The following is a 25,307-nucleotide window of genomic DNA, read 5'->3' as shown; positions in this document are numbered from 1 at the left end:
CGCCTAGCGCGCCGAATAGACCCCCCGCGCGATCGCCCGGGCCAGGGTGTCGGCGGCCGCCGAGCCTAGCCGGGCGATCGTCAACGACCGCCGCGGACCCTCGCCGATCTCGACCGCGCCTGAAGACAGGGCGAAGACCACGTCGCCGTCGAAGGGCGTGTGGGCGGGGCGGATGGCGCGGGCCAGGCCGTCCTGGGCCATCATCGCCAGGCGCGTCGCCTCGGCGGTGGTCAGGGCGGCGGTGGTCGCCACCACGGCCAGGGTGGTGTTGGCGCCGGCGTAGAACCGGCCCAGCGCCGCCAGCTTGGTGTCGTCGGGGATCGGCTCGACCGCGCGAGCCGACGGGTCCGGAGCCCCATTTCCCGAGGACTGGCCGCCGAACTCGCCGTCGATCTCGAACGGCCAGGCCCAGAACGTCTCGCCGCCGGGCATGTAGACCGACCCCACCGGATTGACCGCCGCCAGGACGCCGACAATCAGGCCGTCGCCCAGGTCCAGCGAGGCCGAGCCGACGCCGCCCTTCTCGACGCCGGCCATGGCCCCGCGTCCCGCCCCGACCGAGCCCAGGGCGAAGTCCTCGCCGGCCGCCGCGACGGCGGCCAGGCCCAGGGCGCGATAGGGCGGATCCAGTCCCCAGGCCTTGTCGCCGCCGTTGCCCAGGTCGTGCAGCACCGCCCCGGGCACGATCGGAATGGCCGGCGATCCCGCGACCAGCCGCAGGCCGTGCCCCGCCGCCGACAGGGCCGTCGTCACGCCGTCCGCCGCCCCCAGGCCGAACACCGAGCCGCCCGACAGGGTGATGGCGTGGGCCCGGGTGAAGGTGTTCTCCGGCCGCAGCACGTCGCTCTCGCGAATCCCCGGCCCGCCGCCGCGCACGTCCACCGCCCCGATCCAGCCCTCGGGGCAGAGCAGGGCGGTGACGCCGCTGCGCACGGCCTCGTCGGTGGCGTGGCCGACCGTCAGGCCGGGCACGTCGGTGATCAGGTTGCGGGGACCGGGGCGGGGAGGATGGGGCAAGGCGCTGTGTCTCCTGCGGGAGCGGGACCATCGGCGAGATGGTCCGATGTGGAAAGCGTCCCAAGGCGTCTGGAACTTCGCCCCCGCCTTTGCTAGGAAGCTCTCCCCTCGTCGAGACGTCCAGTCGTCCGGCGGGGAGAGGCCTCGAACAAGGGCCGACGCCGTGCGGGCGTGGTGGAACTGGTAGACGCGCCGGACTCAAAATCCGGTTCCGAAAGGAGTGCCGGTTCGACCCCGGCCGCCCGCACCAATCTTTTCTGAATTCAGGACTTGTCCCGGCGACGTGGACGCCAGGTGGTGACCACCAGCGCCACCGTGGCGGCGCCCAGGGCGGCCAGGGTCGCCCAGTCGACGACGAGGGCGGCGGTCGACAGGGACGCGCGCAGCGGCCGCTTGGCCGCCGTCGCTATCGCTTTGGATCGTTTGCCCACGGTGGTCTCGTCCGTTCGCGCCTCTCCGGGGAGCGCGCGCCGGTCGCCGGCGGTTCCGCGAAGCCTCAGTGCGCCGGATCGAAATCCGGCTTCTGGTCCCTCACATAGGCCTCCCAGCCGGCCCGATCGTGGAAGTCGAGGCCTTTGTCCCAGGCCGCGCCCATGTAGTAGACAAACGGCTTGCCGGCCTCGACCTTGATCAGGACCAGGTAGTTGTCGGCGTCCTGGCGCACCTCGACCAGGGCCTTGGGATCGACCATCAGGGCGATGCCCATCGTGCCCTTCACCGGATCGCTCGGCTCCCAGTACGAGACCCGCCCGGCGCCCAGGTCCTTGGTGAACACGCCGCCCGCGCCCTGGTGGGTGGCCTTGCGCTTGCTGATGCCGATGCCGACCACCAGCGGGCCGGGCTTGTCGGAGCTGATGGTCGAGACCATCCGCGTGAAGTTGGTGCCCAGCGGCAGGGTGAAGGTGCGGGTCTCCCAGACCTTGCGGTCCACGTCGACCGGCCAGGGGGCGTAGTCGACCTTGAACTGGGCCACGTCGCCGCCGGTCTTGAGGATCTCGTAGGACTTCCAGTTGCGCGAGGTCCACAGCTTGTTGTCCTGCCAGACGCCCAGGCCGCCGGCTCCCCGGAAGGTGTTGACGTCGTAGAAGTCCAGGCCCTCGCCGTGGAAGGAATGCTGGTCGCCGGTGCGCAGCTGGCGGTCCATGAACGGCCAGCGGACGCTCTTGCCCCAGGCGTCGATCCCCGAGGTCGAGGGCGGCTCGGCCGCCTGCAGCGCCGGGCCGTAGATGCGGTGGGCGGTGCGGTCGTTCTCCCACAGGATGTCGTCGAAGCGGTAGTCGGCATAGACCACGACGGCGCGCGGCTTCTGGCCCTCGGCGTCGGGCTTGGGCAGCGGCTTGACGATCGGCGGCATCGCCGGCGGGGTCTGGCCCCCCGTCTGGGCGAAGGCCACGGCGGGCGCGACCAGGGCGGCGGCCAGGGCGAGGCAAAGCAGGGGCTTGGTCATGGGGCGACCTCGTGACGATGGGTGGGGAGTCAGATTTCGGTGCGCCGAGCCAGCTCGCGTCGCTGCTCGGCCATTTTCTGGCGGGTCTGCTGGAGTGCGTCGAGTTCGGTCACGGCCAGCAGGTCGTCGATCACCTGGGCCAGGTGGGCGTGGATCGCCTGGCGGGCGGACTTGGGGTCGCGCTGGCGCAAAGCGGCGATGATCTGGCGGTGCTCCTCGACGAAGTCGCCGCCGCCATGGGCGCGGGCCCGCCGCAACATGGCCACGCAGGCCGGCGACTGCTGGCGCAGGGTCCACAGGTCCTCGACCCCGGCCTCGATGGCGGCGTTGCCGGTGGCGCGGGCGATGGCCAGGTGGAACTCCTGCTCCAGCCGCTCGACCTCGTCGGGCGCGAAGCTGCGGGCCATCTGGCCGACGATCTGGTCCAGCAGGGCCAGGTTGTCGTCGGTGACGGTGGCCGCCGACAGGGCGCAGGCCTCGCCCTCGAACAGGCGTCGCGCCTCGGTCAGCTCCAGGGCCCCGACCTCCATCTCGGCCGGATCGTCGGCCACCGGCGCCGCCACGGCGGTGACATAGACCCCCGATCCCTGGCGGGCCTCGACCAGGCCCTGGAACTCCAGGGCGATCATGGCGTCGCGAATGGTCGGACGACTCACGCCGAAGTCATCGGCCAGTTCGCGCTCGGACGGCAGCTTGTCGCCCGGTCCGTAGCGGCCGTCGTTGATGGCCGTGGAGATCGCCCGGGCGATCTGCTGGTAGAGCTTTTGAGGGTCTGATGCGCCGGTGGTCATGTCGATCATCCTAGCGGGGACAGGCGGCGGGGCAATCGGCGTCACCGCTTGGCCGGAGCGGGCAGCTTCGAGACCTCGCTGGCCGCCAGCAGGAACGCGCCGACGCCGTACAGCTGGGTGTCGTCGGGACCCACCTGGTCGGGCGCGGCGCCGACGCGTTGGACCCAGCCCAGCTTGCCGTCCGGCTCGACCGCGGCGGCCAAGGCGGTCCAGCCCTTGTCGACGGCGGGGCGATACTGGGCGGACGGCAGCAGGCCATGGTTCACGCCCCAGGCCAGGCCGTAGACGAAGAAGCCCGTGCCGCTGGTCTCGGGGGTCTTCTGCGGCTCCAGCAGTGACACCGGCCAGTAGCCCTGCTCTCCCTGCAGGGTGACGATCCTGGCGGCCATCTCCTTGAACAGCTGCTCGTAGCGCGGCCGGCTGGGATGGTCCTTGGGCAGGTCCTGCAGGATGCGGGCGATGCCGGCGAAGGCCCAGCCGTTGCCGCGCCCCCAGAAGATCTTGGCGCCGGCGTCGCTGCGCCTGGCGATGAAGCGGCTGTCGCGGAAATAGAGGTGGTCGGCCTTGTCGTAGAGCAGGTCGGTGGTCGCCCAGAACTCGCTGTCGGCATGGGCCAGGTAGCGCGGATCCCGGGTCTCCTTGGTCAGGGCGATCCAGGCGGGCGGGGCCATGAAGATGGCGTCGCTCCAGCACCAGCGGGCCTGGCAATAGGGATCGCCACCTTGGGGCGGCTTGGCCTCGAAGCTCAGGTCAACGGTCGAGGGATCGGCCAGGACGGCGTCGAAGCGGGCGCGCGTCGGCGCCAGCTTGGCCGCGTCATGGGTGCGGGCCGCCGACCAGATCCAGACCGCGCCGGTGGCGTCGGCGTCGGCGTGGCGGGGGCGTTTGTCGAAGCCCCAACCCTCGGCCTGGCCGTGGGCGAGGATCGCGTCGGCGTACTTGGGGTCCTTCTGGGCGTCCGCGAAGGCGGTCAGGCCGATGTAGAACGCCGCCTGGATCCAGTCGCGCGGGGCCTCGGTGTCGCGCCGGAACTGCGAGGCGGGCACGTAGTCGAAGTTGTCCATGTGGGCCAACTGCCAGTCGGCAACATGGGCGCCGGCCGCGAGGACGGCCGCGTTGGTCTTCGCGGCTTTGGTTTGGGCGGCGGTGGGCTTGGCTCCGGATTGGGCGGGAGTCGCCGCGCAGGCCTGCATCGGGCCCAGCAGGGCGGCGGTGGCCAGAAGCGTTCCGGTCAGGCGTCGCAACATCGTCTCGTCTCCCTAGTCGTTCTTGTACTTGTCTTCGGTCTCTTGTCCGGCCGCCCGCGCCCCTAGCGCAGGTCGGCCAGGGTCAGGTGGTCCATGTCGTCGAAGTCCAGGTTCTCGCCGCCCATCGACCAGACGAAGCGGTAGTCGGCCGTGCCGACGCCGCTGTGCATCGACCAACTGGGCGAGAACACCGCCTCGCCGTCGTCCATGAACACCGTCCGAGGGTTCGAAGGCTCGCCCATGATGTGCATCACCCGGGCCGGAGCGGCGTCGAAATACATGTAGATCTCGCTGCGACGCCCGTGGGTGTGCGGCGGCATGGTGTTCCAGACGTTGCCGGATTCCAGCTCGGTGAAGCCCATGACCAGCTGACAGGTCTCGACGATGCCGGGGCGGATGCTCTGGCGGATGACCCGGCGGTTGGCGGTCTTCTGGTCGCCGGCCTGGATTTCCCGGGCGTCGGCCTTGCGCACCACCCGGCTGGGGTGGGCGGCGTGGGCCGGATAGCTGACGAAGTAGAACTTGGCGGGCGCATCGACCGAGACGCTGGCGAAGGTCACGGTTTCGACTCCGCGACCGACATACAGGCTGTCCAGGTTGTCCAGATCGTGGCGCGCCCCGTCCAGCTCGACCCAGCCGGGACCGCCGATATTGATCACGCCCAGCTCGCGACGCTCGCAGAAATGGGTCGAGGCCAGGCGGCGGTCGGTGGGCAGGGGCAGGGGCGCGGCCAACGGCGCGGCGGAACCCACCACGGCGCGGTCGACCTCGACATAGGTCATCGAGACCTGGCCGGGCTGGAACAGGTCGTCGATCACGAACGTGTCGCGGATGTCCTCCGCCGTCATCCGACGCAGGCCTTCGCGGTCGGTGCTGGGGCGCAGCTTCATGCCGGACCCGCTCATCGGACGGATCCCGTACGGGGGCCGACGGGCCGCGCCTGGGGGATCGACGCCGTCGCGCGCGGTGGTGTTCGGATCATTCGCCCCTCAATCCTGTGACCAATCTGGCATTACCAATTTGCCGTCTGTCCGCAAGCTAAATGACCATATTCCACAGCCGTACGCAAAGGGGCTATCGCCGGCCGCTCGTTTAGTGTCGTTAAGTCGCTACATTAAATCGCCGCATTTTCAGTGAGTTGTGACGAAATGACAACGATGTCACTACTTACTTGACAAATTGCCTGACCACTGGCCAATTTTGGCCTTACCAAATTGGCGCTGATAATTGACCGGATGAACCGGCCTGGCGCCGCGCGAGGAAGCGAGGGGAAGTTATGAGAACGATCCAGCATGCCCTGTTGGCGTCTACCGCCGTGTTCGCCGTCATGGCGGCCACCGGCGCTGCCCATGCCCAGTCCGCCGGTTCCGATCCGTCGATCCAACTGGAAGAGATCATCGTCACCTCCACCAAGCGCGCCGAGCGCCTGCAGGACGTGCCGGTGTCGGTGACCGCCCTGACCCAGGACGTGATCGACCGCAACAACGTCCGCGAACTGGGCGACGTGGTGAAGCTGTCGCCGGCGATCTCGATCGACTACGGCTCGCAGCCGGGCAATTTCAGCATCAAGATGCGCGGCATCGGCACCTTCTCGAACGGCATCGCCGTGGAGTCCGATGTCGCGGTGGTCATCGACGACGTGCCGATCGGCTTCCAGGCCGCGGCCTTCAAGGACCTGATCGACGTCGAGCGCGTGGAAGTGCTGCGCGGTCCGCAAAGCACCCTGTTTGGCAAGAGCGCCATCGCCGGCGTGCTGAACATCGTCACCGCCGCGCCGTCCGACACCTTCGGCGGCAAGGCCATGTTGCTGACCACCGACGACGGCGAGAAGCGCATCGGCTTCACGGTCACCGTTCCGATCAACGACACCGTGCGGGCCCGCCTGACCGTGGCCAAGAGCGACTACGACGGCAACCTCAAGAACCTGACCACCGGCAAGAACGTCAACGGCAGCTCGGGCCTGACGGTCACCGCCAAGATCGAGTGGACCCCGACCGAGAACCTCAAGCTCAGCCTGGCGCCGCGGTTCAACCACAACGTCTCCAGTTGCTGCGCCAGCGCGATCATCGAGCTGACGCCGGGCCTGTTCTACCAGGGCGAGCCGGGCTTCCCCGCGACCACGACCCTGCGCGGCATCACGATCGACAAGAACAACCACTTCATCCGGGCCGACGACCGCATCGGCGGCGGCAATTCCGAGGTGTTCGGCGGCACGGCCCGCCTGGACTACGACTTCGGCGAGGGCTCGGTCCTGAAGGGTCACACCTTCTCGTCGATCACCTCGCAGGACCGCTGGAAGATGCGCGACTTCCAGGACATCGACGGCACCGACGTGCCGTTCCTGATCGGCTTCCCGGTGGCCAACCCGTCGGGGATCAACAGCGGCGCGGTGATCAACGGCTATTTCCACGCCAAGTCGGTGACCCAGGAGTTCCGCCTGACCTCGCCGGGCGACAGCCGGTTCCGCTACGTGGCCGGCCTCTGGTACGCCAAGAACGACCTGGACCGCTTCCTGGATCGCGGCCCGGTGCTGCAACTGGCCCGCTATCTGGCCGAGAGCACCAACGAGAACTATTCGGCCTTCGCCAACGCCACCTTCGACGTGACCGACAAGCTCAGCCTGACCGGCGGCGCGCGGGTGAACCGCCAGAAGATCAGCTACAAGTTCGACAAGACGATCTTCGCCAGCACCACGCCCGGCGCGGCCACCACCCATCAGTATTTCGGCAAGTCCGACGAGGACGACGCGGTGACCGGCAAGGTCGGTGTCCAGTACAAGTGGACGCCCGACATCATGACCTTCGCCACCTATTCGACCGGCTACAAGGGTCAGGCCTACGACCTGGTCAGCACCTTCGACGCTCGGATCGCGGCCCAGATGCCGGTGCCGCCCGAGACCGCCAAGAACTATGAACTGGGCTTCAAGAGCAGCCTGCTGGACCGCCGGGTCTATTTCAACGCCACCCTGTTCAACGCCGACTATTACGGCTTCCAGACCTCGGTGACCTCGTTCTTGCCGGACGGCACCTTCCTGACCTTCCTCAACAGCGTCGGCCACCTGCGGACCCGGGGCCTGGAACTGGACGCCGTGGCCCGGATCACCTCGAACTTCCGGCTGAACGGCGCCTTCGCCTACACCGACGCCACGGTGATCGATTTCCCGAACGGCCCCTGCTACAGCGGCCAGCCGACGGTGGTCAGCGCTGACCCCGCCTTCGTCGGCGCGCCGGGCGTCTGCTACAACACGCCCCGCACCAACGGCCGCGTGCAGAACCTGCACGGCAAGCGCCTGAACAACGTGCCCGAGTACAAGTTCAGCGTCGGCGGTCAGTACGACATCGACCTGCCGGACAACGTGCCGTTCAAGGGCTTCATCGCCGCCACGCTGCGCTGGCAGGACGACATCAACTTCGGGCTCAGCCAGGATCCGCGCACGATCCAGAAGGCCTACAGCATCACCGACCTGAGCGCCGGGATCACCGACCGCGACGGCAAGTACAAGCTGACCGCCTTCGCCAACAACCTGTTCGACAAGCGCTACGCCCAAGGCCTGGGCAACGGCACCTCGGGCTACAGCAACCCGGCCATCCCGACGGCCCAGGGCAAGACCTGGTTCCCCGGCCGCGACGCCTTCCGCTACTTCGGCGCGCGCCTGGACGTGAACTTCTAGACCTCCCCGTTCATCCCCCCCACTGTTGGCCGGTCCCGTTCGCGGGTCCGGCCAATTTTTTGCGTCCCGCGCCATCCGCTCGCCGGATCGTCTGTGCTATTGCCGCGCTCTTGCTGGCGATTTCGCCCGAACGAGTCCGATCCGAATGTCCGACGCCGCCGACGACCGCGAACCCATCGATCCGACGATTCCGGGGGAGGTCCCGGTCGAGGAGGTCGTGGACGCGGTGACGCCCAAGCGCAAACCCGCCCGCCGCCGGTCCAGGGCCAAGCCCGCCGCCGAGCCGGTCGCGGCCGACGCCGTCGAAGAGCCCACGAGCGAGGCCACGCCGGCGCCCGAGGCGCAAGCCGACGACGCCGCCGAGCCGGCCGAAACGGTCAAGGCGGAAGCCGTCGAAGCGCCCGTCGCGGAGGTCCCCGAACCGCCGTCGCCGGCCAAGCCGCCGATCTGGAAGCGACGGCCCTGGCAGATCGGCGCGGCCGCCTCGGTGGCGATCGTGATCGCGATCGTCGTCTCGCTGCTGTGGTCCCTGCCGCTGGGCCGGGCGCTGGAGCCCCTGGCCAATCCGACCTTGGTGATCGTGGCGGCCGACGGCTCGCCGATCGCCCGTCGCGGCTCGTACAAGGAGGCCCCCGTCGAGGTCGCCAGGCTGCCCGCCTATGTGCCCGGCGCGTTCATCGCCATCGAGGACCGGCGCTTCTACAAGCACATGGGCATCGATCCGAAAGCGATCCTGCGGGCCGTGGGCGCCAACGCCAAGGCCGGCGGGGTGTCCGAGGGCGGCTCGACCATCACCCAGCAGCTGGCCAAGAACGCCTTCCTGTCCAACAAGCGCACCTTCCGGCGGAAGATCCAGGAGGTGCTGATCGCGCTCTATCTGGACGCCCGCCTGTCCAAGGACGAGATCCTGTCGCGCTACCTGTCGTCGGTCTATTTCGGCGACGGCACGTTCGGCCTGGGGGCGGCGTCGCGGCACTATTTCGACAAGGCGCCCGAGCAACTGAGCGTCGGCGAGGCGGCGATGCTGGCGGGCCTGGTCAAGGCGCCGTCCCGCTGGGCTCCGACCGAGAACTTCGAGGGCGCCAAGACGCGGATGAAGACCGTGCTGGGCGCCATGGTCGACACCGGGGTGATCACCCAGGCCCAGGCGACCAGCGCCGTGCGGCAAGTCCACGTCCGGGCGGGGCGCCCGAAGCTGCCGGTCGGTTCGTACTTCGCCGACTGGGTGTTCCCCCAAGCCAAGGCGGTGTTCGAGAACACCTATGGCGAGACGGTGGTGCGCACCACGCTGGATCCCAGGCTGCAGGCCCAGGCCGAGAAGATCCTCGACCAGGCGATCGCCCGCGACGGCAAGGTGCTGAACGTCACCCAGGGCGCGATCGTGGCCATGCGCACCGACGGCCGGATCGTCGCCATGGTCGGCGGCCGCGACTACAAGGTCAGCCAGTTCAACCGCGCCGACGCCCAGCGCCCGCCCGGCTCGGCCTTCAAGCTGTTCGTCTATCTGGCGGCCCTCCGCCAGGGCATGACCCCGACCAGCCCGATCCTCGACGCGCCCGTCGTGGTCAGCGGCTGGACGCCCAAGAACCACGAAGGCAAGTACGCCGGCCGCGAAGTGCCGCTGATCACCGCCTTCGCCGGCTCGTCCAACGTGGCCGCCGTGCGCCTGGCCCACGACATCGGCCGCGACCCGATCGTCCGCACCGCGCGCGACCTGGGGATCACCGACCCGATCCCGGACGACCTGACCCTGGCGCTGGGCACGGGGCCGATGAGCCTGGTGCATCTGACGGCCGCCTATGCGGCGATCGACGCCGGCGAGGCGCCGGTCATCCCGCACGGCCTGGCCGACTGGAAGAAGCCGGCCAACATCAAGAAGCTGAGCAAGGCCGAGCTGGCCGGCATGCGCGACCTGCTTCGCTCGGCCACCCAGCGCGGCACCGGCATCGAGGCCGCCATCCCCGGCGCCTTCGGCAAGACCGGCACCAGCCAGGATTATCGCGACGCCCTGTTCGTCGGCTATGTCGGCGACCTGGTGATCGGGGTTTGGGTCGGCAACGACAACAACAGCGCCATGAACGGCGTGGTCGGCGGCGGCCTGCCGGCCAAGATCTGGAAGAGCGTCGCCACCTACGCCGTCAATCGCGACGCGCCCAAGGCGGCCGAGCCCGAAGGCGACGACGCCGTCTCGGCGGCCGAGGATCCGACGCTGGTGGGACCCGACGGCCTGCCGATCAACGGGGCTATCCCGCTGGAAGGCCAGCCGGCCCAGCCGATCGACCCGAACGCGCCGCCGGCTCCCGCTGGACCATCGCCCTCCGCGCCGCCGCCGCCCGTGATAGGCGTGCCCGCGGCCCCGGCCCCAGTCCCGGCCGCGCCGACGTCGGATCGACCGGCGGGCTAGGACCGGTCGTCGGAGGCTGGCGCGGGGACCTCATTGCAGATCTTCGATCTCGTACAACGGCCGGATCTCGATATCGCTGGGTCCGGGCATGGGGTTGGGGCAGCGCTTCACCCAGGCGACGGCCTCGTCCATGTTCTTGACCTCCCAGAGCCAGGAACCGGCGACCAGCTCGCGGGTCATGGCGAAGGGCCCGTCGATCACCGTGCGGCCGGCGCCGTCGAAGGCGACGCGCTTGCCTCGGGAGGAGGGTGTGAGGCCGTCGCCGGCCCGCAAGACGCCGGCTTTCGTCAGTTCGTCGTTGTAGCGGCCCATCGCCTCGAGCATCGCGTTCGTCTCGGCGGTGGGGAAGAAGCCCTTTTCGCTGTCTTCGGTGGCTTTCACGAGCACCATCACGCGCATCGTCCGTCTCCTTGTTCGAGCCGATCCCATCGGCCTGACACTGGAACGACGAACGACGCCCGCGGGGACCGACATCGCCCCGCGAAGATCGGGATGGGTCGTTTACTTCGCCGCGCTGGCGGCCCGCAGGGCGATCTCTTCGCGCTTGCTGGCCAGGCGTTCGCGGGTCTGCTCCATGGCCTCCAACTCGGCGGTCAGCAGCAGGTTCTCGATCAGCCCGCCCAGGTGGGTCTGCATGGCGGACCGGGCGGCCTTGGGATCGCGAGTGCGCAGGGACTCGATGATGTCCTGGTGCTCGTCGTTCAACGGCCGCTTGCGCACGTGCCGGGCCTTTTCCAGCATCTGCATGCACAGGCGCGACTTGTAGCGCAGGTCCCAGGTGTTCTCGACCACGCGGACGATGGCGCTGTTGCGGGTGGCCTGGGCGATGGTGATGTGGAACTGGCGGTCGGCCAGCTCGGACTGTTCCTTGGTCGACTTCTCGCTGTTCATCTCGGCGACCAGGGTCTCGAGATAGGTCAGCTCCTCGTCGGTGATCAGGGTGGCGGCCAGGGCGGCGGCTTCGCCCTCGAACAGGCGGCGGGCCTCGGCCTGATCGAACGCCCCGATGTCCAGGTCGCGCGGCGGCGGGGGCGGCTGGCCCCCGGCGCGGACATAGACGCCCGAGCCCTGCCGGGCCTCCAGCAGGCCGCGCATCTCCAGGGCGATCACGGCGCGGCGGATGGTGGGACGGCTGACGCCGAACTCCTCGGCCAGGTCGCGCTCGGAAGCCAGGCGCTGGCCGGGCTGGTGACGGCCGTCGGCGATGGCCTGACCGATGTCCGCGGCCACGCGCTGGTACAGGCGCAGGGGATTTGCGGCGGCCGTCGTCGTCGTCATTTCGTCTTCAACCCTCTCGACAGCGCTATCTTAAGCGGCGTCGCGCCGGAAGGGTAGGGCGCGCGCGACAACCGCGGTCTAGAGCCCACACCGGCTCTAGACTGAGCATCTGGAGCGTGACGGGCGCCGAAACCGGCATCCACTTTCGGCTGTCACGCTCCGGTCGGCCGCCTAATCGGCCGGGGGCGGTCCGCCGCTGCTCATCGCCTTGTTGGTCATCCAGACCAGGGGGATCAGCAAGACCGCCAGCCAGGCGGAGGCGCGGAAGAAGTCGATGGTCGACAGCAGATAGGCCTGGTTGACCACCTGGCTGGTCACCGCGCCCACGGCCTGGGCGTGGCTCAGGCCCGCGGCCTGAAGGCGTTCGAGGGCCGTCAGCCAGGTCGGGTCGTTCGAGGCCATCGACTCGGCGAGGCGGTTCTGGTGCAGGCTCTCGCCCCGGTCCCAGATCGTCGTGGTCAACGAAGCCGCGAAGCTGCCGGCGGTGATCCGCGAGAAGTTCGACAGGCCCGAGGCCGAGGGCAGTTGATGGGGGGGCACGCCGTTCAGCGAGATGGTCACCATCGACAGGAAGAAGGTGCTCATCGCCACGCCCTGAACCAGCATGGGCCAGACTAGGGCGCTGAAGTCGGCGTCGGAGTTGAAGCCCGAGCGCATGAAGAACGACAGGCCGAACGCGGCCAGCGACAGGGTGGCGGCCCAGCGGGCGTCGACCTTCTGCATGATGCGGGCGGCGAACGGGGTCAGCAGCACGGCCACCACGCCGCTGGGGGCGGCGACCAGGCCGGCCCAGGTGGCGATGTAGTGCATCTGGGTCTGCAGCCACAGCGGCTGCAGCAGGTTGCTGCCGAAGAACACCGCGTAGCCCAGGCAGAAGGCGACGGTGCCCAGGGCGAAGTTCTTGGACTTGAACAGCGACAGGTCGACGATCGGGTGCTTCTCGTTCAGCTCCCAGATCACCCAGGCGATGAAGCCGACGATGGCCACCAGGGTCTCGACGACGATGGCCGGCGAATTGAACCAGTCGGCGTCCTTGCCGGTGTCCAGCATCACCTGCAGGGCCCCGACCCAGACCAGCAGCAGCATGAAGCCGGTGGTGTCGATCGGGACCTTGCGGGTCGGGGTCTCGCGGTTGCTCATCCCGCGCCAGCACAGGAAGGCGCAGAGCAGGCCGACGGGCACGTTGATCAGGAAGATCCACGGCCAGGCGAAGTTGTCGGAGATGTAGCCGCCGAGGATCGGCCCACAGATCGGCGCCACCAGGGTGGTCATCGACCAGATGGCCAGGGCCGTCCCGCGCTTGTGAGCCGGGAAGATCATGATCAGCAGGGCTTGCGAGCCGGGGATCATCGGCCCCGAGACCAGGCCTTGCAGGATGCGGAAGCCGATCAGCGACGGCAGGTTCCAGGACACGCCGCACAGGAACGAGGCCAGGGTGAACAACAGCACCGAGGCGACGAAGGTCTTGACCACGCCATAGCGACCCATCAGCCAGCCGGTCAGCGGCACCGACACGCCGTTGGCCACGGCGAACGAAGTGATCACCCAGGTGCCCTGGCTGGTGCTGACGCCCAGATTGCCGGCGATGGTCGGGATCGAGACGTTGGCGATGGTGCTGTCCAGCACCTGCATGAAGGTGCCCAGCGCCAGGGCGATCGAGGTGACCGCCAGCATCATGCCGGCCATCGGCGCGGGGCCGGCGGCGGCCGGTGCGGCGGCGGGTGAGGAATCCTGGTCGGCCATGCGGCGCTTCCTTGGAGGGGCTTGTAAGGGCGCGGACTACTTGGAGATGTCGATGGCGGCCTTCATCGACAGGCCGACCCGCAGCGGGTGTTCCTTCAGCTCGGCCGGGTCCAGCTGGATGCGGACCGGAAGACGCTGGACCACCTTGATCCAGTTACCGGAGGCGTTCTGGGCGGGGATCAGCGAGAAGGCCGAACCGGTGCCGCCCGACAGGCCCTTCACCCGGCCGTGGAACTTCACGCTCCCGCCGTAGAGGTCCGAAGTCAGGGTCACCGGCTGGCCGATGCGGACCTTGTCCAGTTGCACTTCCTTGAAGTTGGCGTCGACGAAGGCGTCGGTGGTCGGGACGATGGCCATCAGCGGCGCGCCGATGGTGACCTGCTGGCCGACCTGGACGTTCTTCTTGGACACCACGCCGGCCAGCGGGGCGCGCAGCACGGTGCGGTCCAGGGCCAGCTGGGCGCTGGCGAGACGCGCCTCGGCGGCCGCGATTTCCGGGTTCTTGTTGGCGGGCAGGCCCGAGATCAGGGCGGTGTTGACCTCGCGGTTGCCTTCGGCGGCGACGCGGCTGGCCTTGGCCTGCGCCAGGGCGGCGCGGGCTTCGGTCACGGCCGACTGGGCGTTGGTGAACTGGCCCTGGGCGATGGTCAGCTCCTCGCCCGAGACCGCGCCGGAGTCCGACAGGGCCTTGCGGCGCGACAGCTCCAGCCGGGCGCGCTCGAGGCTGGCCTGGGCACCGGTCACGGCGGCGGCGGCGCGGGCGATGTCGGCGTCGCGGGCCGCGACCTGTCCGGCCAGGGCGTCGTCGCTGGCGAAGTAGCCGTTGACCTTGCGCTGGGCCTGGCCGAGGGCGGCCTCGGCGGAGAGGACGGCGATCCTGGCGTCGGCGTCGTCGATCACCACCAGCGGCTGGCCGGCGGCGACGACCTGGGTCTCGGAGACCAGCACCTTGGCGACCGGGCCGCTGATCAGCGGCGTCACCTGGGCGACCTCGGCCCCGACATAGGCGTTGTCGGTCTCGACGTGGTGCGAGCCGATGAGGACGGCGTAGAGCACCCAGAGCACGACGCCGACCACGACCACGGCGGCGAGGCCGGTCAGCAGTTGTCTGCGGTTTCCATTGGGCTTGCCCGTGGGCTGGGCGGAGGGGGCGGTGTCGGCCATGGGTGGAGGTCCTGGAGGCGCGAAAAGCGAAGGGGCGAAGAAGGGTTCGGACTGAAATCAGACCGGGGCGAAGCCGCCGCCCAAGGCGCGCACCAGGGCGACGTCCAGGGTCAGGGCGCGGCTTTCCAGGTCGGCGACATTCCGGCGTTGGGCCAGAACCGCCAGCTCGGCGATCAGCACGTTCTGATAGGTGGAAAGGCCGCCCTGGTAGCGGAGGCGGGCGATGCGGAAGCCGTCCTCGTTGGCGGCCAGGGCGGCGCGGCTCTCGGCCAGCCGGGTGTTCAGGGCCCGCTCGCTGGCGGCCACGTCGGCCACGTCGCGGAGGGCCTGGGTGACGGCGGAGTCGTAGGCGGCCACCGCGCCGTCGCGATCGGCCTCGGCGGCGCGGAGGTTGGCCTTCAGCCGTCCGCCCTCGAAGATCGGCAAGCTGACGGCGGGGCCGACGCTGCCGACGTCCGAACCGCTGTCGAACAGCTTGTCCAGGTGCAGCGACTGCACGCCGATGGCGGCGGCCAGGTTGACGTTCGGATAGAAGGCCGCCTTGGCCTGGCCGATCCGCTTGCTGCTGGCCTCGGCCCGCCACTTGGCGGCGACCACGTCGGGTCGGCGGCCGATCAGGTCGGCGGCGAGATTGGCGGGCAGGCCGAACGGCTTGAGGTTGGCGACCGACGGGCGGGCGATGGCCAGGCCGCGGTCCGGACCCGCGCCCAGCAGGGCGGCCAGGCCGTTGCGGGTCTGGGCGATCTGCTCGTCGATGGCGGCCAGTTCGGCGCGGGCGTTGGGCGGCCCGGCCTCGGCCTGACGCAGCTCGCCGCGGGTGTCGAGGCCGTTGGCCACCCGGTCGCTGACCAGGTTCAGGGTCTCCAGCCGCAGGGCCACGGAGCGTTCGGCCACGTCGCGCTCGGCGTAGAGCCGGGCCAGGTCGGCGTAGGACGCGGCGACCGAGGTGGCCAGCATCAGCCGGGCCTGGGCGGCGTCGGCCTGGGCGGCCCGGGCTTCCGAGGTGGCGGCGGCGACGGCCGCGCGGTTCTTGCCCCAGAAGTCCAGCTCCCAGCTGAAGTCCAGGCTCAGCCGGCCGTAGTCGTTGTAGCCCTGGGGCACGAAGTCGGCGGGGATGCCGTTGTTGTAGCTCTGCTTGGCCCGCTCGACGCCGCCGTTGGCGCTGACGCTAGGCAGTTGGGCGGCCTTGGCCTGGTTGGCCAGGGCCTGGGCGCGGCGCAGGCGGGCTTCGGCCTGGGCGAGGGTGGGGGAGCCTGTCAGGGCCTCGTCGACCAAGGCGTCCAGCTGGGTGTCGCCATAGGCCTTCCACCAGGAGTCGGCCGGCCAGGCCGCGGCGTCGGCGGTGGTTAGGGTCTGGGCCGCGGCGTAGGCCTCTGGGGCCTTGGCGACCCGGGCCGGCGTCGGGGCGGGCATGGTGGCGCAGGCGCTGGTCAGAAGGGCGGCCAGCAGGATCGAAACGGTGACGCCGACCTCGCGAGACCTTGGCGACCCTGAAGCGGTTGGAAAGGCGATGGGCTTGTCCAGGGCGTTGGTAGTCATGAGCGCCGACCTTGAATTGACCGTACTGTACGGTCATATGATGGCGCTGATATAACCGTGAGCTTGACGGGATCAAGGGGGACCCCGAAGGAAAAGAAATGATGCAGGACGTGAAACCGCGTCTCGACCGAGACGCCCGCCGTGAAGCCATCCTGGACGTCGCCAGCGACGTGTTCCTGGAGGAGGGCTATGCCAATGCATCCATGTCGACGATCGCGGCGCGGGTCGGCGGCTCCAAGGGCACGCTCTACAACTACTTCAAGAACAAGGAAGAGCTGTTCGCCGCCTATGTGGTGCGCCACTGCGCCTGGCAGCGCGACGCCATGTTCGAGATCGAGTCCGAACTGGGCGACATCCGCGAAGCCCTGATCAAGACGGGGCGCATCTATCTGTCGATCGTGCTGAGCGACTTCAGCATGGCCAATTTCCGGGTGATCGTCGCCGAGGCCCAGCGCACGCCCGAGATCGGCCTGGCGTTCTACGAGGCCGGTCCCCGGAGCGGATCGAAGCGGCTGGGCGCGGTCCTGCAGAAGGCGGTCGACGGCGGCCAGCTGAAGATCGACGACCCGGTCCACGCCGCCCGGCAATTCATCGGCATGTGCCAGAACCACCTGCTGAAGGCGCGGCTGTGCAACGCCATGGCGGCGCCGACGTCCGAGGAGATCGACCGCGAGGTGCTGCCGGCGGTCAACATGTTCCTGGCCGCCTACGGAACCGGCCGCTAGGCGATTTCCGCTTGGCGTTGGGGGCTTAAGACGGCACTTGGTCCGGCGAGGGGGCGCGGCTGTCCGGCGTCCCGCAAGAGGAAAGCCCGGCCATGCAAGGCGTCACCATCGTCGACCACCCGCTGGTCCGCCACAAGCTGACCCGGATGCGCGACAAGCAGACCTCGACCAAGACCTTCCGCGCCCTGATGCGCGAGACGGCGACCTTGCTCTGCTACGAGGTCACCCGCGCCCTGCCGACCCACACCGTCGAGATCGAGACGCCGGTGGCGCCGACCCAGGCCGAGGAGATCTCCGGCAAGAAGCTGGTCTTCGCCCCCATCCTGCGGGCGGGCCTGGGCATGGCCGAGGGCATGCTGGACCTGGTGCCCTCGGCGCGGGTGGCGCACATCGGCCTGTTCCGCGACCCGGCGTCGCTGGAGGCGGTGGAGTACTACTACAAGACCCCCGAGGACATCGCCGACCGCCTGGTCATCGTGGTCGACCCGATGCTGGCCACGGGCCATACGGCGGTCGCGGCCCTGAACCTGCTGAAACGCTCGGGCGTCACCGACCTGCGCTTCGTCTGCCTGGTGGCCTCGGTCCAGGGCGTCGAGACCCTGCGCGCCGCCCATCCCGACGTGCCGATCTGGACGGCGGCCGTGGACGCCGAGCTGAACGACCACGGCTACATCGTGCCCGGCCTGGGCGACGCCGGTGACCGGACTTTCGGCACGCGCTGACGAAAGTCCGGCGGTGGTCTTCCGCTGGCCAAGCTTGGGCGTTAAGGCTTTCGCATGCTGTTCGCGCCGCCCCTGATCTTCGTCGCCGACGACGATCCCGTCACGCTGGAGGTGATCCAGATCACGCTCGAGCGCGAGGGGTTCGCCGTGCGCGTCTTCGGAGCGGTGGAGCCGCTCATCGCCGCCCTGGCCAACGAGACTCCCATCCTCGTCTTGCTGGACGTGCGCATGCCTGGGCAGAGCGGGCTGGACGGCCTGAAGGCGATCAAGGACGCGACGAACGAGCCGGGGCGCGATCCCGGCCCGCCCGTCCTGATGCTGACCGGCGACGGTCGCCTGGACCGCATCGTCCAGGCCATGCAACTGGGCGCGGCCGGCTACGTGATGAAGCCGTTCGAACCGCGCCAGCTGGCGGCCAAGGTGCGCGAGACCCTGGCCGGGCTCGCGCCCTAGGCGTCCAGGGTGATGTCGATCTTCATCTGATCGTCGCCCGGATTGCCGACCACCTTGATGCTGACGCCGGACCATTTGGAGCGAGGCATGTTCAACGCCGGCTTGGTCTTGCGGCCCAGCTCGGCGTTGCCCAGCGAGGGGTAGAGGTCGTTGGAGTCGCCGCGATTGCCCTGGCCGAAGATCTTGGCCAGGTCGCGCCGGTTGTCGGCCTGCATCAGCTCGATGGCCAGGCGGCCCTCGTCATTGACGTCCTCGACCGCCTCGTCGACCACATAGACCGCCACGCCCTGGTCGGGGAGGAAGGCGTCCTGGCTGCGCTTTCGTCGGTACTCCACCAGCAGGTACTGGCTGTCGGTCATGAAGGCCGAGTTGCGGATCATCACCGGCGCGCCGCCCTCGGCGGCCGGTTTCAGCACCACGCCCTTCTTGCTTTCCATGATGATCTGCGGCTCGACCCAGCCGTGGAACATCCGCAGCATGCCGTTGGGATAGACCGGCGTCAGGCCTGAATTGCCCCACGACCCGGCCGCCATCAGGCAGTAGTTGCCAAGGCCGTTGGACTGGGTGCTCTGGGTGGCGCCGGTGTCATAATAGTCGGCCCAGCGCGCGGCCAGGTGGCCCCATTCATGGGCGCAGACGCCCACGCGGCAATCCTCGGGCACGGTGAGGTAGGTGCTGACCGAGATGCCGTGGCCCACCTCGACGCCGTCCGGGATGATCCACTTGTGGCTCCAGATGTCGTTGCGATCGCCCGTGGTCTCGGCCCCGCCGCCGGCGTGGATCACGAACAGCGCCGTGACGGTCCCTTCGCCCAGGGCGTCGAAGGCCCCGAAGTCGACACCGGCGAACTTGGCGGCCAGCACCGCGTCGCGAGCCAGGGCCGGCGCGTTGCGCGGGAAGTTGTCGCTCATGCCGGAATTGCCGTCGGCGTAGAAGGTGATCGGGTTGGGCATCCGGAACCAGCCGTGCACCTCGCCGGTGACGTCGATGCCGGGGCCCTCCGCGCCGCTGTCCTTGTTCCAGCCGCTGATCTGCCGGTAGAAGTCGCGCATGCTGCCGGACGGGAACTTCCCGACGCTGAACAGCATCTGCTCATACATGCCGGGGCTGTGGTCGTCGGCGTGCGGACGATCCGGGAAGTCGACCAGCAGCACCATGGTGCGGATCTCGCCGGCCAGCTTGCGCGCTGGCTGGTCGATCCGCAGGGGGCCCTTGGTCCCGCCCAGCCGCACCTCGCCGTCGTCCAGCCCGACATTGTTGGGGCCGCGCCGGCTGGCCCGCCAGACCTTGTAATAGGCTTCGAAGGTCATGTCCTTGTCGAGCCGGCCTTCGGCCAGCAGCGACAGGTACCGCGCGTAGAGCTGGGAGATCAGCCCCGGCGAGGCGGGCACCGCGCACTGGGCCCGCCGACAGGCGCATCCGGAAAACGGCTTGAACGCATAGCGCATGGAACCCTCCACGAGACGCCCGACGCGCTAGCACAGTGTCCTAAAAGTGCATGTCAGGCAAACTCAACCATATGGAGATATTCGCGCTAGAACGGCCACCAGCCGCGCCACCAGTTCACCACGCCGTCCCAGAAGGCCGCCAGCCGCTCCAGAGGACCGGGCGCGGTCGGCGTCGCGACGGGCTTGGGCGGCGGGGCGGGCACGAACCAGCTGGGGGCGGCCGGCGGTGCGCAGTTCATCCGCATGCCCACGCCCTTCAGATAGCCTCGACGAACGGCGCCGGCCTGGATCGCCGCCTGGACGGCCCGGTCGTGCTTGGCCGCGCCGGTCAGTCTGCGCACCCAGCCGCGGAAGGGCAGGGCGTGCTGGGTGGTGTTGCGCACCTCGCCCACGCCAGCGCCATAGGCGGCGTCGGCGACCTTCTTGCCGCGCGAGCGGGTGTCGGGCGGCGGGGCCTCGTCCAGGTCCGGCCCCAGGGCCGCGTCCAGCCGGCCGATCTCGCCAGCGATGCCCTCGCAGCGGGTCAGGTCCGTCAGGTCGTACGGACTCTCGACCGCGCGCAGCAGCACGGGAGGGATCGCGGCCCGCTTGAGGTTCAGGTCCTCCAGCGGCGCGGCCACCGCGTCGCGCAGGGAGTCTTTCTGCTGCATCGTGCCGGGGTCCGACGCCCCCAGGGCCGGCGCGGCCGGACCGGCAAGCAGCAGGGCCGTGATCAGGAGCGGAAGGGACGAGCGGCGCATGCCCCGAGATCGCCTGTCTTAGCTTCGCCGTGCAAGTGGAATCGCCGGCTAGGGAGCGGGCGGCCTCGTCAGATCACGCCGGCCCGCAGCAGGTCGTGGACATGCAGGATGCCGACCGGGCGGCCCTGGTCGACCACGAACAGCACGGTGATGCGCCGCTCGTTCATCACCGCCAGGGCCTCGGCCGCCAGGGCGCCGGGGGTGATGGTCAGCGGGGCGCGGGTCATGACCTCGCCGGCCACGTGGCCCATCAGCCCGTCCATGTGGCGGCGCAGGTCGCCGTCGGTGATCAGGCCGCTGAGCGTGCCGTCCGAGGCGATCACCCCGACAGCGCCGAAGCGCTTTTCGCTCATCTCGAGCAGCGCCTCGGGCATCGGGGCGTCCTCGCGGGTCAGGGGCAGTTCGCCCTCGCCATGCATCAGGTCGCCGACCGTGCGCAGCATGGCGCCCAGCTTGCCGCCGGGGTGGAAGACCCTGAAGTCGCTGGCCGTGAAGCCGCGGCGCTCCAGCAGGGCCACGGCCAGGGCGTCGCCCAAGGCGATCTGCAGGGTGGTCGAGGTGGTCGGGGCGTTGACTTCCGCCGTGGCCTCCGGCGCGTCGGGCAGCAGCAGCAGGATGTCGGCGGCCCGGCCCAGCTGGCTGTCGGCGACGGCGGTGATGGCGATCAGCGGGATCGAGAACCGCTTGGCGTAGGCCAGGCTGTCGGACAGCTCGCGCGCTTCGCCGGACTTGGACAGGGCCAGCACCACGTCGCCCTGGCCGATCATGCCGAGGTCCCCGTGGCTGGCCTCGGCGGCGTGCACGAACATGGCCGGCGAGCCGGTCGAGGCCAGGGTCGCGGCGATCTTGCGCGCCACGTGGCCCGACTTGCCGATTCCGGTGCAGACCACGCGGCCCTTGGCGTCGAATAGGGCCTCGACGGCGCGCACGAACGATTCGTCGAGGGACGCCGACAGCAGCGCCAGGGCCTCGGCCTCGGCGTTCAGGACCCGCTGGCCGACAAGGATGGCGTCGAAGGCGCTCATGGCCCGGTCGACGCCGCGGCGCGGGCGTCGCTCACCTGCTGGCGGGCCTGCTGCTCGCGCAGGGCCGCGGCGTCCTTTTCGCGCTGGATCTTGACCCGCATCTCCGGCGTCTGCTGGATCGGAACGGCGCCGAACGGGGCCGGCGAACGGGCGCCGTAACCCTGCGGCCAGACGAGCGAAAACGCGATCAGGGCCAGGCCGATGAGCGCCAGGAAGGGCATGAGGATGCGATCGGGCATGGCCTGCCTATAGCATGCCCCCCAAAGGAGAGAAGGGCGAGAGAACGGCAATGCAAGGGCAGGGCGCTTGACGCGGGGGCGGCCGGGGCTTAGCCCGCCCTCCGACACATCTTGGAGGTCCGATGCCCGTTCTCGTCCTGCTCCGCCACGGCCAGAGCCAATGGAATCTCGAAAACCGCTTCACCGGCTGGGTGGACGTCGACCTGACCGCCGAGGGCGAGGCCCAGGCCCGCAAGGGCGGCGAGCTGATCAAGGCCGCCGGCATCGACATCGACGAGGCCTTCACCTCGGTCCAGACCCGCGCCATCCGCACCTGCAACCTGGCGCTGGACGCGGCCAGCCAGAGCTTCGTCCCCGTGACCAAGGACTGGCGGCTGAACGAGCGCCACTACGGCGGCCTGACCGGCCTGAATAAGGCCGAGACCGCCGAGAAGCACGGCGAGGAGCAGGTCACGATCTGGCGCCGGTCCTACGACATCCCGCCGCCGGAACTGGCCCCGGGCGGCGAGTACGACTTCGCCAAGGACCGCCGCTACGCCGGCAAGGACCTGCCAAGCACCGAGAGCCTGAAGACCACCCTGGTGCGCGTGCTGCCGTACTGGGAAGCGGCCATCGCGCCCAAGCTGGCGGCCGGCGAAACGATCCTGGTGGCCGCGCACGGCAACTCGCTGCGCGCCATCGTCAAGCACCTGTTCGACGTGCCCGACGCCGACATCGTCCATGTCGAGATCCCCACCGGCAATCCGCTGGTCATCGATCTGGACGCGGCCCTCAAGCCGACCGGTGCGCGTTATCTGGATGAAAGCCGCGCCCAGCCGCTGCCGGCGGCGCGCTGATCCAGCGTTCGGGACACTCGGGCAAGCTGCGCCCCGGTGTCCCGAAATGCTTGGAAACGCAGCGTTAATCCGGCTCGGCGCATTGTGCGGATCTAGCCCTTCGGGGAGCCGATACGAGCCGTCATGAACGCCCCTCCCGCGGCAGGCCAAGAGCACAAGCGCCTGACGCAGCACGACGTAGACGTGATCTGCGCCAAGCATGACCGTCTGTGGTCGGCTCGGATGGGAGGCGCACGCGCCGTCTTCGCCTTCTGCGATCTCTCGGGCCTGTCGGTCACCGGCCGCAATCTGTGCGACGCCGACTTCACCGGCGCCCTGTTGGTCGGCTGCGACATGCGGCGCACCAAGCTCGACAACGCCACCCTGTACGGCGCGGACCTGCACGGCTCGGACCTGACAGACGCCTCGATGCGGCGCTGCGACCTGCGCGGCTCCAGCCTGCGCGGCGCCAACCTGACCGGCGCCGACCTGTTCGAGGCCGACCTTCGCGAAGGCCAGATCGCCGCCGCCGACCGCAAGGAAGGCTATCGCGTCATCGAGCCGGTGCAGCGCGAGGCCCAGGCCCACGGCGCGATCCTGGCGGGCGCCAACCTCGAACGCTCGCGCCTGTCCGGCATCATCGCCACCAAGGCCGACTTCAGCGACGCGATCCTCAAGGACGCCAAGCTGGTGCGGGCCAACCTCAAGCAGGCCAATTTCAACGGCGCCAACCTGGCCGGGGCCGACCTGTCGGGCGCCAACCTGTTCGGGGCCGATCTGCGCAACGCGGTCCTGGTCGGCGCCAAGACCATGTCCTGGAACATCAACGACACCAACATGGACGGCGCCCTGACCGACAAGGCGTCGGGCAAGGACGTGTCCGACATGCCCTACGAGCAGATGATCGCCGACCACGCCAAGTGGTGCGAGACGGGCGGCGCCGAGGGCAAGCCCTCGGTGTTCGACAAGGCCGACCTGCGCAACCTGAAATCCGTGCGCGGCTTCAACCTGACGGCCCTGTCGGCCAAGGGGGCGGTGTTCTACGGCCTGGACATGGAGAGCGTGCAGATGCAGGGCGCGCAGCTGGAAGGCGCCGACCTGCGCTCATGCAACCTGCGTCGGGCCGACCTTCGCGGGGCGCGTCTCAAGGGGGCCAAGCTGGCGGGGTCGGACCTGCGCGAGGCCCAGTTGGGTCCGCTGCTGATCGGCCGCGACCGCCTGCTGCCCAGCGACCTGACCGGGGCCCTGCTGACCAATGCGGACCTGGCCCGGGCCGACCTGCGCCAGGCCTGCCTGAGCGGCGCCGACCTGTCGCGCGCCAACTTCACCAACGCCCTGCTCAAGGACGTCGACATCACCGGCGCCATCCGTCAGGGCGCTCGCGGCCTGGACGACGTGATCTAGGGCTTGGGTGATCTGGCGCCTGGTAGCGCTAACCACGAATTTTCGACGCCACCTCGCGAAAGTTGCGGCAAAACGGCGCGGCCTTAACGGTTCGCTTGTCGATCGCCGTTATTCCTCAGCGGGATCAACGGGTTTCTCGGGGGAGAAGCGTAAGACATGAGCGCGGCGCAGAGCATTGCGGGACGGCGGCGACTTAGCCAGGCCGAGCTCGACATGATCGTGTCGGCGCACGAGAAATTCGTCACGGGCAAGCAGGGCGGCAAGCGGGCTTCGCTGCGCTTCATGAACCTGTCGGGCCTGGACCTGTCCTTCCGCAACCTGGCCGACGCCGATTTCTCGGCCTCCATCCTCGACGGCTGCCGCATGGTCCGCACGCGGCTGGAGCGGGCCAATCTGTTCGGCGCCGACCTGCGCAAGGCCGATCTGCGCCAGGCCGTGCTGGTGCGCGCCGACCTGCGCGGCGCCTGTCTGCGCGGCGCGAACCTGTCGCAGGCCGACCTGACCCAGGCCGACTTCCGCGAAGGCCAGGTGGCCATCCCGCATCCTCGCAAGGGCCTGGAGACCGTCCGCCACGAGACCCGCAACGGCGAGGTCGACGAGGTCAACTTCTCGGGCGCTACGCTGGACGGCTCGCAGTTCACCGGCGTCTCGGCTTTCAAGGCCGACTTCAGCGACTGCTCGCTGCGCGGCGCCAAGCTGGCGGGGGCCAACCTCAAGGAAGCCAATCTGAGCGGGGCCATCCTGGACGGCGCCGACGTCAAGGGCGCGAACCTGGAAGGCGCCAACTTCACCGGCGCGGTGATGGCGGGGGTCGACACCTCCACCGCCCGCACCAGCGGCGCGGCGATGCAGGGCTGCCTGGCGGCCTCGACCGAACGGGCCCTGTCGCGCGTCGAGGAGATCCACCAGCGCTGCCTGGCCAACCAGGCCTGGTGCAAGACCGGCGGCAAGGAGGGCGAGCCTGCCCGGCTGGACGGCGAAGACCTGCGTCCGCTCGGCGATCGACTCAAGGGCCTGAGGCTGACGGCGATGAGCGCGGCCGGCGCCTGCATGGTCGGGATCGACCTGTCCGGAACCCAGCTCCAGGGCGCCGACCTGCGCAACGCCGACCTGCGCATGGCCAATCTGCGCGGTGCGGACCTGCGCGGCGCCAAGCTGTCGGGCGCCAACCTGACCAAGGCCGACCTGCGCCAGGCGTTCCTCTCGCCGCTGCCCCTGGGCCCCGAGCGCAAGACCCTGGTCAACCTGAAGGCCGCCCGGATGCGCTACGCCCTGTTGCAGGCGGCCGACCTCAGCGAAGCGGTGCTCGACGGCGCAGACCTGCGGGGCGCCGACTTCACCGGCGCCCGGCTGAGCAAGACCAGCCTGCGCGACTGCGATCTGACCCAGGTGCAGGGGCTGGATTTCGCGCCGGCTTAGGCCGGCGGCGTCCGGAG

General features: G+C 69.5%; 23 protein-coding genes and 1 tRNA gene. 9 read left to right on the top strand and 15 right to left on the bottom strand.

The features are described 5' to 3' along the window. Positions 1-3: 3 nt before the first annotated feature. Positions 4-1,017: a P1 family peptidase gene (locus AC1DMQ_RS23645; protein WP_477035982.1), complete on the bottom strand. Its 1,014-nt coding sequence runs from the start codon at positions 1,015-1,017 to the stop codon at positions 4-6. Between the two features lie 165 nt (positions 1,018-1,182). Between AC1DMQ_RS23645 and AC1DMQ_RS23640 the strand changes: the two genes are divergently transcribed. Then, positions 1,183-1,267: transfer RNA gene (locus AC1DMQ_RS23640), tRNA-Leu, on the top strand. 13 nt (positions 1,268-1,280) lie between these two features. On the opposite strand, the gene AC1DMQ_RS23635 is transcribed toward AC1DMQ_RS23640, so the two are convergent. The 5 genes from AC1DMQ_RS23635 to kduI all read right to left on the bottom strand — a co-directional run bounded on the left by AC1DMQ_RS23635 (position 1,281) and on the right by kduI (position 5,407). Further along, entirely contained in the window at positions 1,281-1,448 is a 168-nt protein-coding gene (locus AC1DMQ_RS23635; RefSeq protein ID WP_477035981.1) for a hypothetical protein, read from the bottom strand. A 65-nt stretch (positions 1,449-1,513) separates the two neighbouring features. Then, entirely contained in the window at positions 1,514-2,464 is a 951-nt protein-coding gene (locus AC1DMQ_RS23630; RefSeq protein WP_477035980.1) for a DUF4861 family protein, read from the bottom strand. Between the two features lie 29 nt (positions 2,465-2,493). Next, the gene (locus AC1DMQ_RS23625) at positions 2,494-3,255 is read right to left on the bottom strand and encodes a FadR/GntR family transcriptional regulator (protein ID WP_477035979.1); all 762 of its coding nucleotides are present in this window, start codon (positions 3,253-3,255) and stop codon (positions 2,494-2,496) included. Positions 3,256-3,296: 41 nt separating this feature from the next. After that, on the bottom strand, positions 3,297-4,502 hold the full coding sequence (locus tag AC1DMQ_RS23620) for a glycoside hydrolase family 88/105 protein (protein WP_477035978.1): 1,206 nt from the start codon (positions 4,500-4,502) through the stop codon (positions 3,297-3,299). Positions 4,503-4,564: 62 nt separating this feature from the next. After that, a complete protein-coding gene (kduI, locus tag AC1DMQ_RS23615) occupies positions 4,565-5,407 on the bottom strand; it encodes a 5-dehydro-4-deoxy-D-glucuronate isomerase (protein ID WP_477035977.1) in 843 nt (280 codons plus the stop codon). Positions 5,408-5,802: 395 nt separating this feature from the next. Here kduI and AC1DMQ_RS23610 point away from each other — a divergent pair, with 395 nt between their 5' ends. Both AC1DMQ_RS23610 and AC1DMQ_RS23605 read left to right on the top strand, forming a co-directional pair. Further along, a complete protein-coding gene (locus AC1DMQ_RS23610) occupies positions 5,803-8,172 on the top strand; it encodes a TonB-dependent receptor (protein ID WP_477035976.1) in 2,370 nt (789 codons plus the stop codon). 145 nt (positions 8,173-8,317) lie between these two features. Continuing rightward, complete coding sequence (locus tag AC1DMQ_RS23605) at positions 8,318-10,576, top strand: transglycosylase domain-containing protein (RefSeq protein WP_477035975.1); 2,259 nt, start codon at positions 8,318-8,320, stop codon at positions 10,574-10,576. A gap of 30 nt (positions 10,577-10,606) precedes the next feature. Here AC1DMQ_RS23605 and AC1DMQ_RS23600 read toward each other — a convergent pair whose 3' ends face one another. From AC1DMQ_RS23600 to AC1DMQ_RS23580, 5 genes are all read right to left on the bottom strand, one after another. Next, a complete protein-coding gene (locus AC1DMQ_RS23600; protein ID WP_477035974.1) occupies positions 10,607-10,975 on the bottom strand; it encodes a YciI family protein in 369 nt (122 codons plus the stop codon). A 102-nt stretch (positions 10,976-11,077) separates the two neighbouring features. Continuing rightward, positions 11,078-11,854: a FadR/GntR family transcriptional regulator gene (locus AC1DMQ_RS23595; RefSeq protein WP_477035973.1), complete on the bottom strand. Its 777-nt coding sequence runs from the start codon at positions 11,852-11,854 to the stop codon at positions 11,078-11,080. 171 nt (positions 11,855-12,025) lie between these two features. Further along, on the bottom strand, positions 12,026-13,597 hold the full coding sequence (locus AC1DMQ_RS23590) for a DHA2 family efflux MFS transporter permease subunit (RefSeq protein ID WP_477035972.1): 1,572 nt from the start codon (positions 13,595-13,597) through the stop codon (positions 12,026-12,028). A 36-nt stretch (positions 13,598-13,633) separates the two neighbouring features. Beyond that, complete coding sequence (locus AC1DMQ_RS23585; RefSeq protein WP_477035971.1) at positions 13,634-14,761, bottom strand: EmrA/EmrK family multidrug efflux transporter periplasmic adaptor subunit; 1,128 nt, start codon at positions 14,759-14,761, stop codon at positions 13,634-13,636. A 57-nt stretch (positions 14,762-14,818) separates the two neighbouring features. After that, complete coding sequence (locus tag AC1DMQ_RS23580) at positions 14,819-16,300, bottom strand: efflux transporter outer membrane subunit (RefSeq protein WP_477035970.1); 1,482 nt, start codon at positions 16,298-16,300, stop codon at positions 14,819-14,821. 101 nt (positions 16,301-16,401) lie between these two features. On the opposite strand from AC1DMQ_RS23580, the gene AC1DMQ_RS23575 reads away from it, so the two are divergent. From AC1DMQ_RS23575 to AC1DMQ_RS23565, 3 genes are all read left to right on the top strand, one after another. Beyond that, a complete protein-coding gene (locus AC1DMQ_RS23575) occupies positions 16,402-17,025 on the top strand; it encodes a TetR/AcrR family transcriptional regulator (RefSeq protein WP_477035969.1) in 624 nt (207 codons plus the stop codon). Between the two features lie 92 nt (positions 17,026-17,117). Beyond that, positions 17,118-17,747: a uracil phosphoribosyltransferase gene (upp, locus tag AC1DMQ_RS23570; RefSeq protein ID WP_477035968.1), complete on the top strand. Its 630-nt coding sequence runs from the start codon at positions 17,118-17,120 to the stop codon at positions 17,745-17,747. A 54-nt stretch (positions 17,748-17,801) separates the two neighbouring features. Then, positions 17,802-18,200: a response regulator gene (locus tag AC1DMQ_RS23565; RefSeq protein WP_477035967.1), complete on the top strand. Its 399-nt coding sequence runs from the start codon at positions 17,802-17,804 to the stop codon at positions 18,198-18,200. Here AC1DMQ_RS23565 and AC1DMQ_RS23560 read toward each other — a convergent pair. From AC1DMQ_RS23560 to AC1DMQ_RS23545, 4 genes are all read right to left on the bottom strand, one after another. Then, positions 18,197-19,648 (bottom strand): M6 family metalloprotease domain-containing protein, encoded by a 1,452-nt coding sequence (locus AC1DMQ_RS23560; protein WP_477035966.1) that lies wholly within the window; start codon positions 19,646-19,648, stop codon positions 18,197-18,199. The two genes, AC1DMQ_RS23565 and AC1DMQ_RS23560, sit on opposite strands and share 4 nt — an antisense overlap. An 86-nt stretch (positions 19,649-19,734) precedes the next feature. After that, complete coding sequence (locus AC1DMQ_RS23555; RefSeq protein WP_477035965.1) at positions 19,735-20,388, bottom strand: hypothetical protein; 654 nt, start codon at positions 20,386-20,388, stop codon at positions 19,735-19,737. Between the two features lie 68 nt (positions 20,389-20,456). After that, a complete protein-coding gene (locus AC1DMQ_RS23550; RefSeq protein WP_477035964.1) occupies positions 20,457-21,413 on the bottom strand; it encodes a KpsF/GutQ family sugar-phosphate isomerase in 957 nt (318 codons plus the stop codon). Beyond that, positions 21,410-21,652: a hypothetical protein gene (locus AC1DMQ_RS23545; protein ID WP_477035963.1), complete on the bottom strand. Its 243-nt coding sequence runs from the start codon at positions 21,650-21,652 to the stop codon at positions 21,410-21,412. The genes AC1DMQ_RS23550 and AC1DMQ_RS23545 overlap by 4 nt, the downstream gene beginning before the upstream one ends. Before the next feature lie 122 nt (positions 21,653-21,774). On the opposite strand from AC1DMQ_RS23545, the gene gpmA reads away from it, so the two are divergent. The 3 genes from gpmA to AC1DMQ_RS23530 all read left to right on the top strand — a co-directional run bounded on the left by gpmA (position 21,775) and on the right by AC1DMQ_RS23530 (position 25,290). After that, the gene (gpmA, locus tag AC1DMQ_RS23540; RefSeq protein WP_477035962.1) at positions 21,775-22,488 is read left to right on the top strand and encodes a 2,3-diphosphoglycerate-dependent phosphoglycerate mutase; all 714 of its coding nucleotides are present in this window, start codon (positions 21,775-21,777) and stop codon (positions 22,486-22,488) included. Between the two features lie 123 nt (positions 22,489-22,611). After that, positions 22,612-23,871 carry a pentapeptide repeat-containing protein gene (locus AC1DMQ_RS23535; RefSeq protein ID WP_477035961.1) on the top strand — a complete coding sequence of 420 codons (1,260 nt, stop codon included), beginning with the start codon at positions 22,612-22,614 and terminating at the stop codon, positions 23,869-23,871. Positions 23,872-24,027: 156 nt separating this feature from the next. Continuing rightward, the gene (locus tag AC1DMQ_RS23530) at positions 24,028-25,290 is read left to right on the top strand and encodes a pentapeptide repeat-containing protein (protein ID WP_477035960.1); all 1,263 of its coding nucleotides are present in this window, start codon (positions 24,028-24,030) and stop codon (positions 25,288-25,290) included. Positions 25,291-25,307: the final 17 nt, after the last annotated feature.

This window comes from Caulobacter sp. 05L422 (genome assembly GCF_056397765.1).
The sequence above is the reverse complement of the archived record's forward strand: the minus strand, read 5'-3'. Positions and strand labels throughout refer to the sequence as shown.

Bases quoted from the DNA above. Each gene is read 5' to 3' on its own strand.
- AC1DMQ_RS23630 (WP_477035980.1), bottom strand. From the start codon at position 2,464: ATGACCAAGCCCCTGCTTTGCCTCGCCCTGGCCGCCGCCCTGGTCGCG.
- AC1DMQ_RS23625 (WP_477035979.1), bottom strand. From the start codon at position 3,255: ATGACCACCGGCGCATCAGACCCTCAAAAGCTCTACCAGCAGATCGCC.
- AC1DMQ_RS23620 (WP_477035978.1), bottom strand. From the start codon at position 4,502: ATGTTGCGACGCCTGACCGGAACGCTTCTGGCCACCGCCGCCCTGCTG.
- kduI (WP_477035977.1), bottom strand. From the start codon at position 5,407: ATGAGCGGGTCCGGCATGAAGCTGCGCCCCAGCACCGACCGCGAAGGC.
- AC1DMQ_RS23605 (WP_477035975.1), top strand. From the start codon at position 8,318: ATGTCCGACGCCGCCGACGACCGCGAACCCATCGATCCGACGATTCCG.
- AC1DMQ_RS23600 (WP_477035974.1), bottom strand. From the start codon at position 10,975: ATGCGCGTGATGGTGCTCGTGAAAGCCACCGAAGACAGCGAAAAGGGC.
- AC1DMQ_RS23595 (WP_477035973.1), bottom strand. From the start codon at position 11,854: ATGACGACGACGACGGCCGCCGCAAATCCCCTGCGCCTGTACCAGCGC.
- AC1DMQ_RS23590 (WP_477035972.1), bottom strand. From the start codon at position 13,597: ATGGCCGACCAGGATTCCTCACCCGCCGCCGCACCGGCCGCCGCCGGC.
- AC1DMQ_RS23585 (WP_477035971.1), bottom strand. From the start codon at position 14,761: ATGGCCGACACCGCCCCCTCCGCCCAGCCCACGGGCAAGCCCAATGGA.
- AC1DMQ_RS23580 (WP_477035970.1), bottom strand. From the start codon at position 16,300: ATGACTACCAACGCCCTGGACAAGCCCATCGCCTTTCCAACCGCTTCA.
- AC1DMQ_RS23575 (WP_477035969.1), top strand. From the start codon at position 16,402: ATGCAGGACGTGAAACCGCGTCTCGACCGAGACGCCCGCCGTGAAGCC.
- upp (WP_477035968.1), top strand. From the start codon at position 17,118: ATGCAAGGCGTCACCATCGTCGACCACCCGCTGGTCCGCCACAAGCTG.
- AC1DMQ_RS23565 (WP_477035967.1), top strand. From the start codon at position 17,802: ATGCTGTTCGCGCCGCCCCTGATCTTCGTCGCCGACGACGATCCCGTC.
- AC1DMQ_RS23560 (WP_477035966.1), bottom strand. From the start codon at position 19,648: ATGCGCTATGCGTTCAAGCCGTTTTCCGGATGCGCCTGTCGGCGGGCC.
- AC1DMQ_RS23555 (WP_477035965.1), bottom strand. From the start codon at position 20,388: ATGCGCCGCTCGTCCCTTCCGCTCCTGATCACGGCCCTGCTGCTTGCC.
- AC1DMQ_RS23550 (WP_477035964.1), bottom strand. From the start codon at position 21,413: ATGAGCGCCTTCGACGCCATCCTTGTCGGCCAGCGGGTCCTGAACGCC.
- AC1DMQ_RS23545 (WP_477035963.1), bottom strand. From the start codon at position 21,652: ATGCCCGATCGCATCCTCATGCCCTTCCTGGCGCTCATCGGCCTGGCC.
- gpmA (WP_477035962.1), top strand. From the start codon at position 21,775: ATGCCCGTTCTCGTCCTGCTCCGCCACGGCCAGAGCCAATGGAATCTC.
- AC1DMQ_RS23535 (WP_477035961.1), top strand. From the start codon at position 22,612: ATGAACGCCCCTCCCGCGGCAGGCCAAGAGCACAAGCGCCTGACGCAG.
- AC1DMQ_RS23530 (WP_477035960.1), top strand. From the start codon at position 24,028: ATGAGCGCGGCGCAGAGCATTGCGGGACGGCGGCGACTTAGCCAGGCC.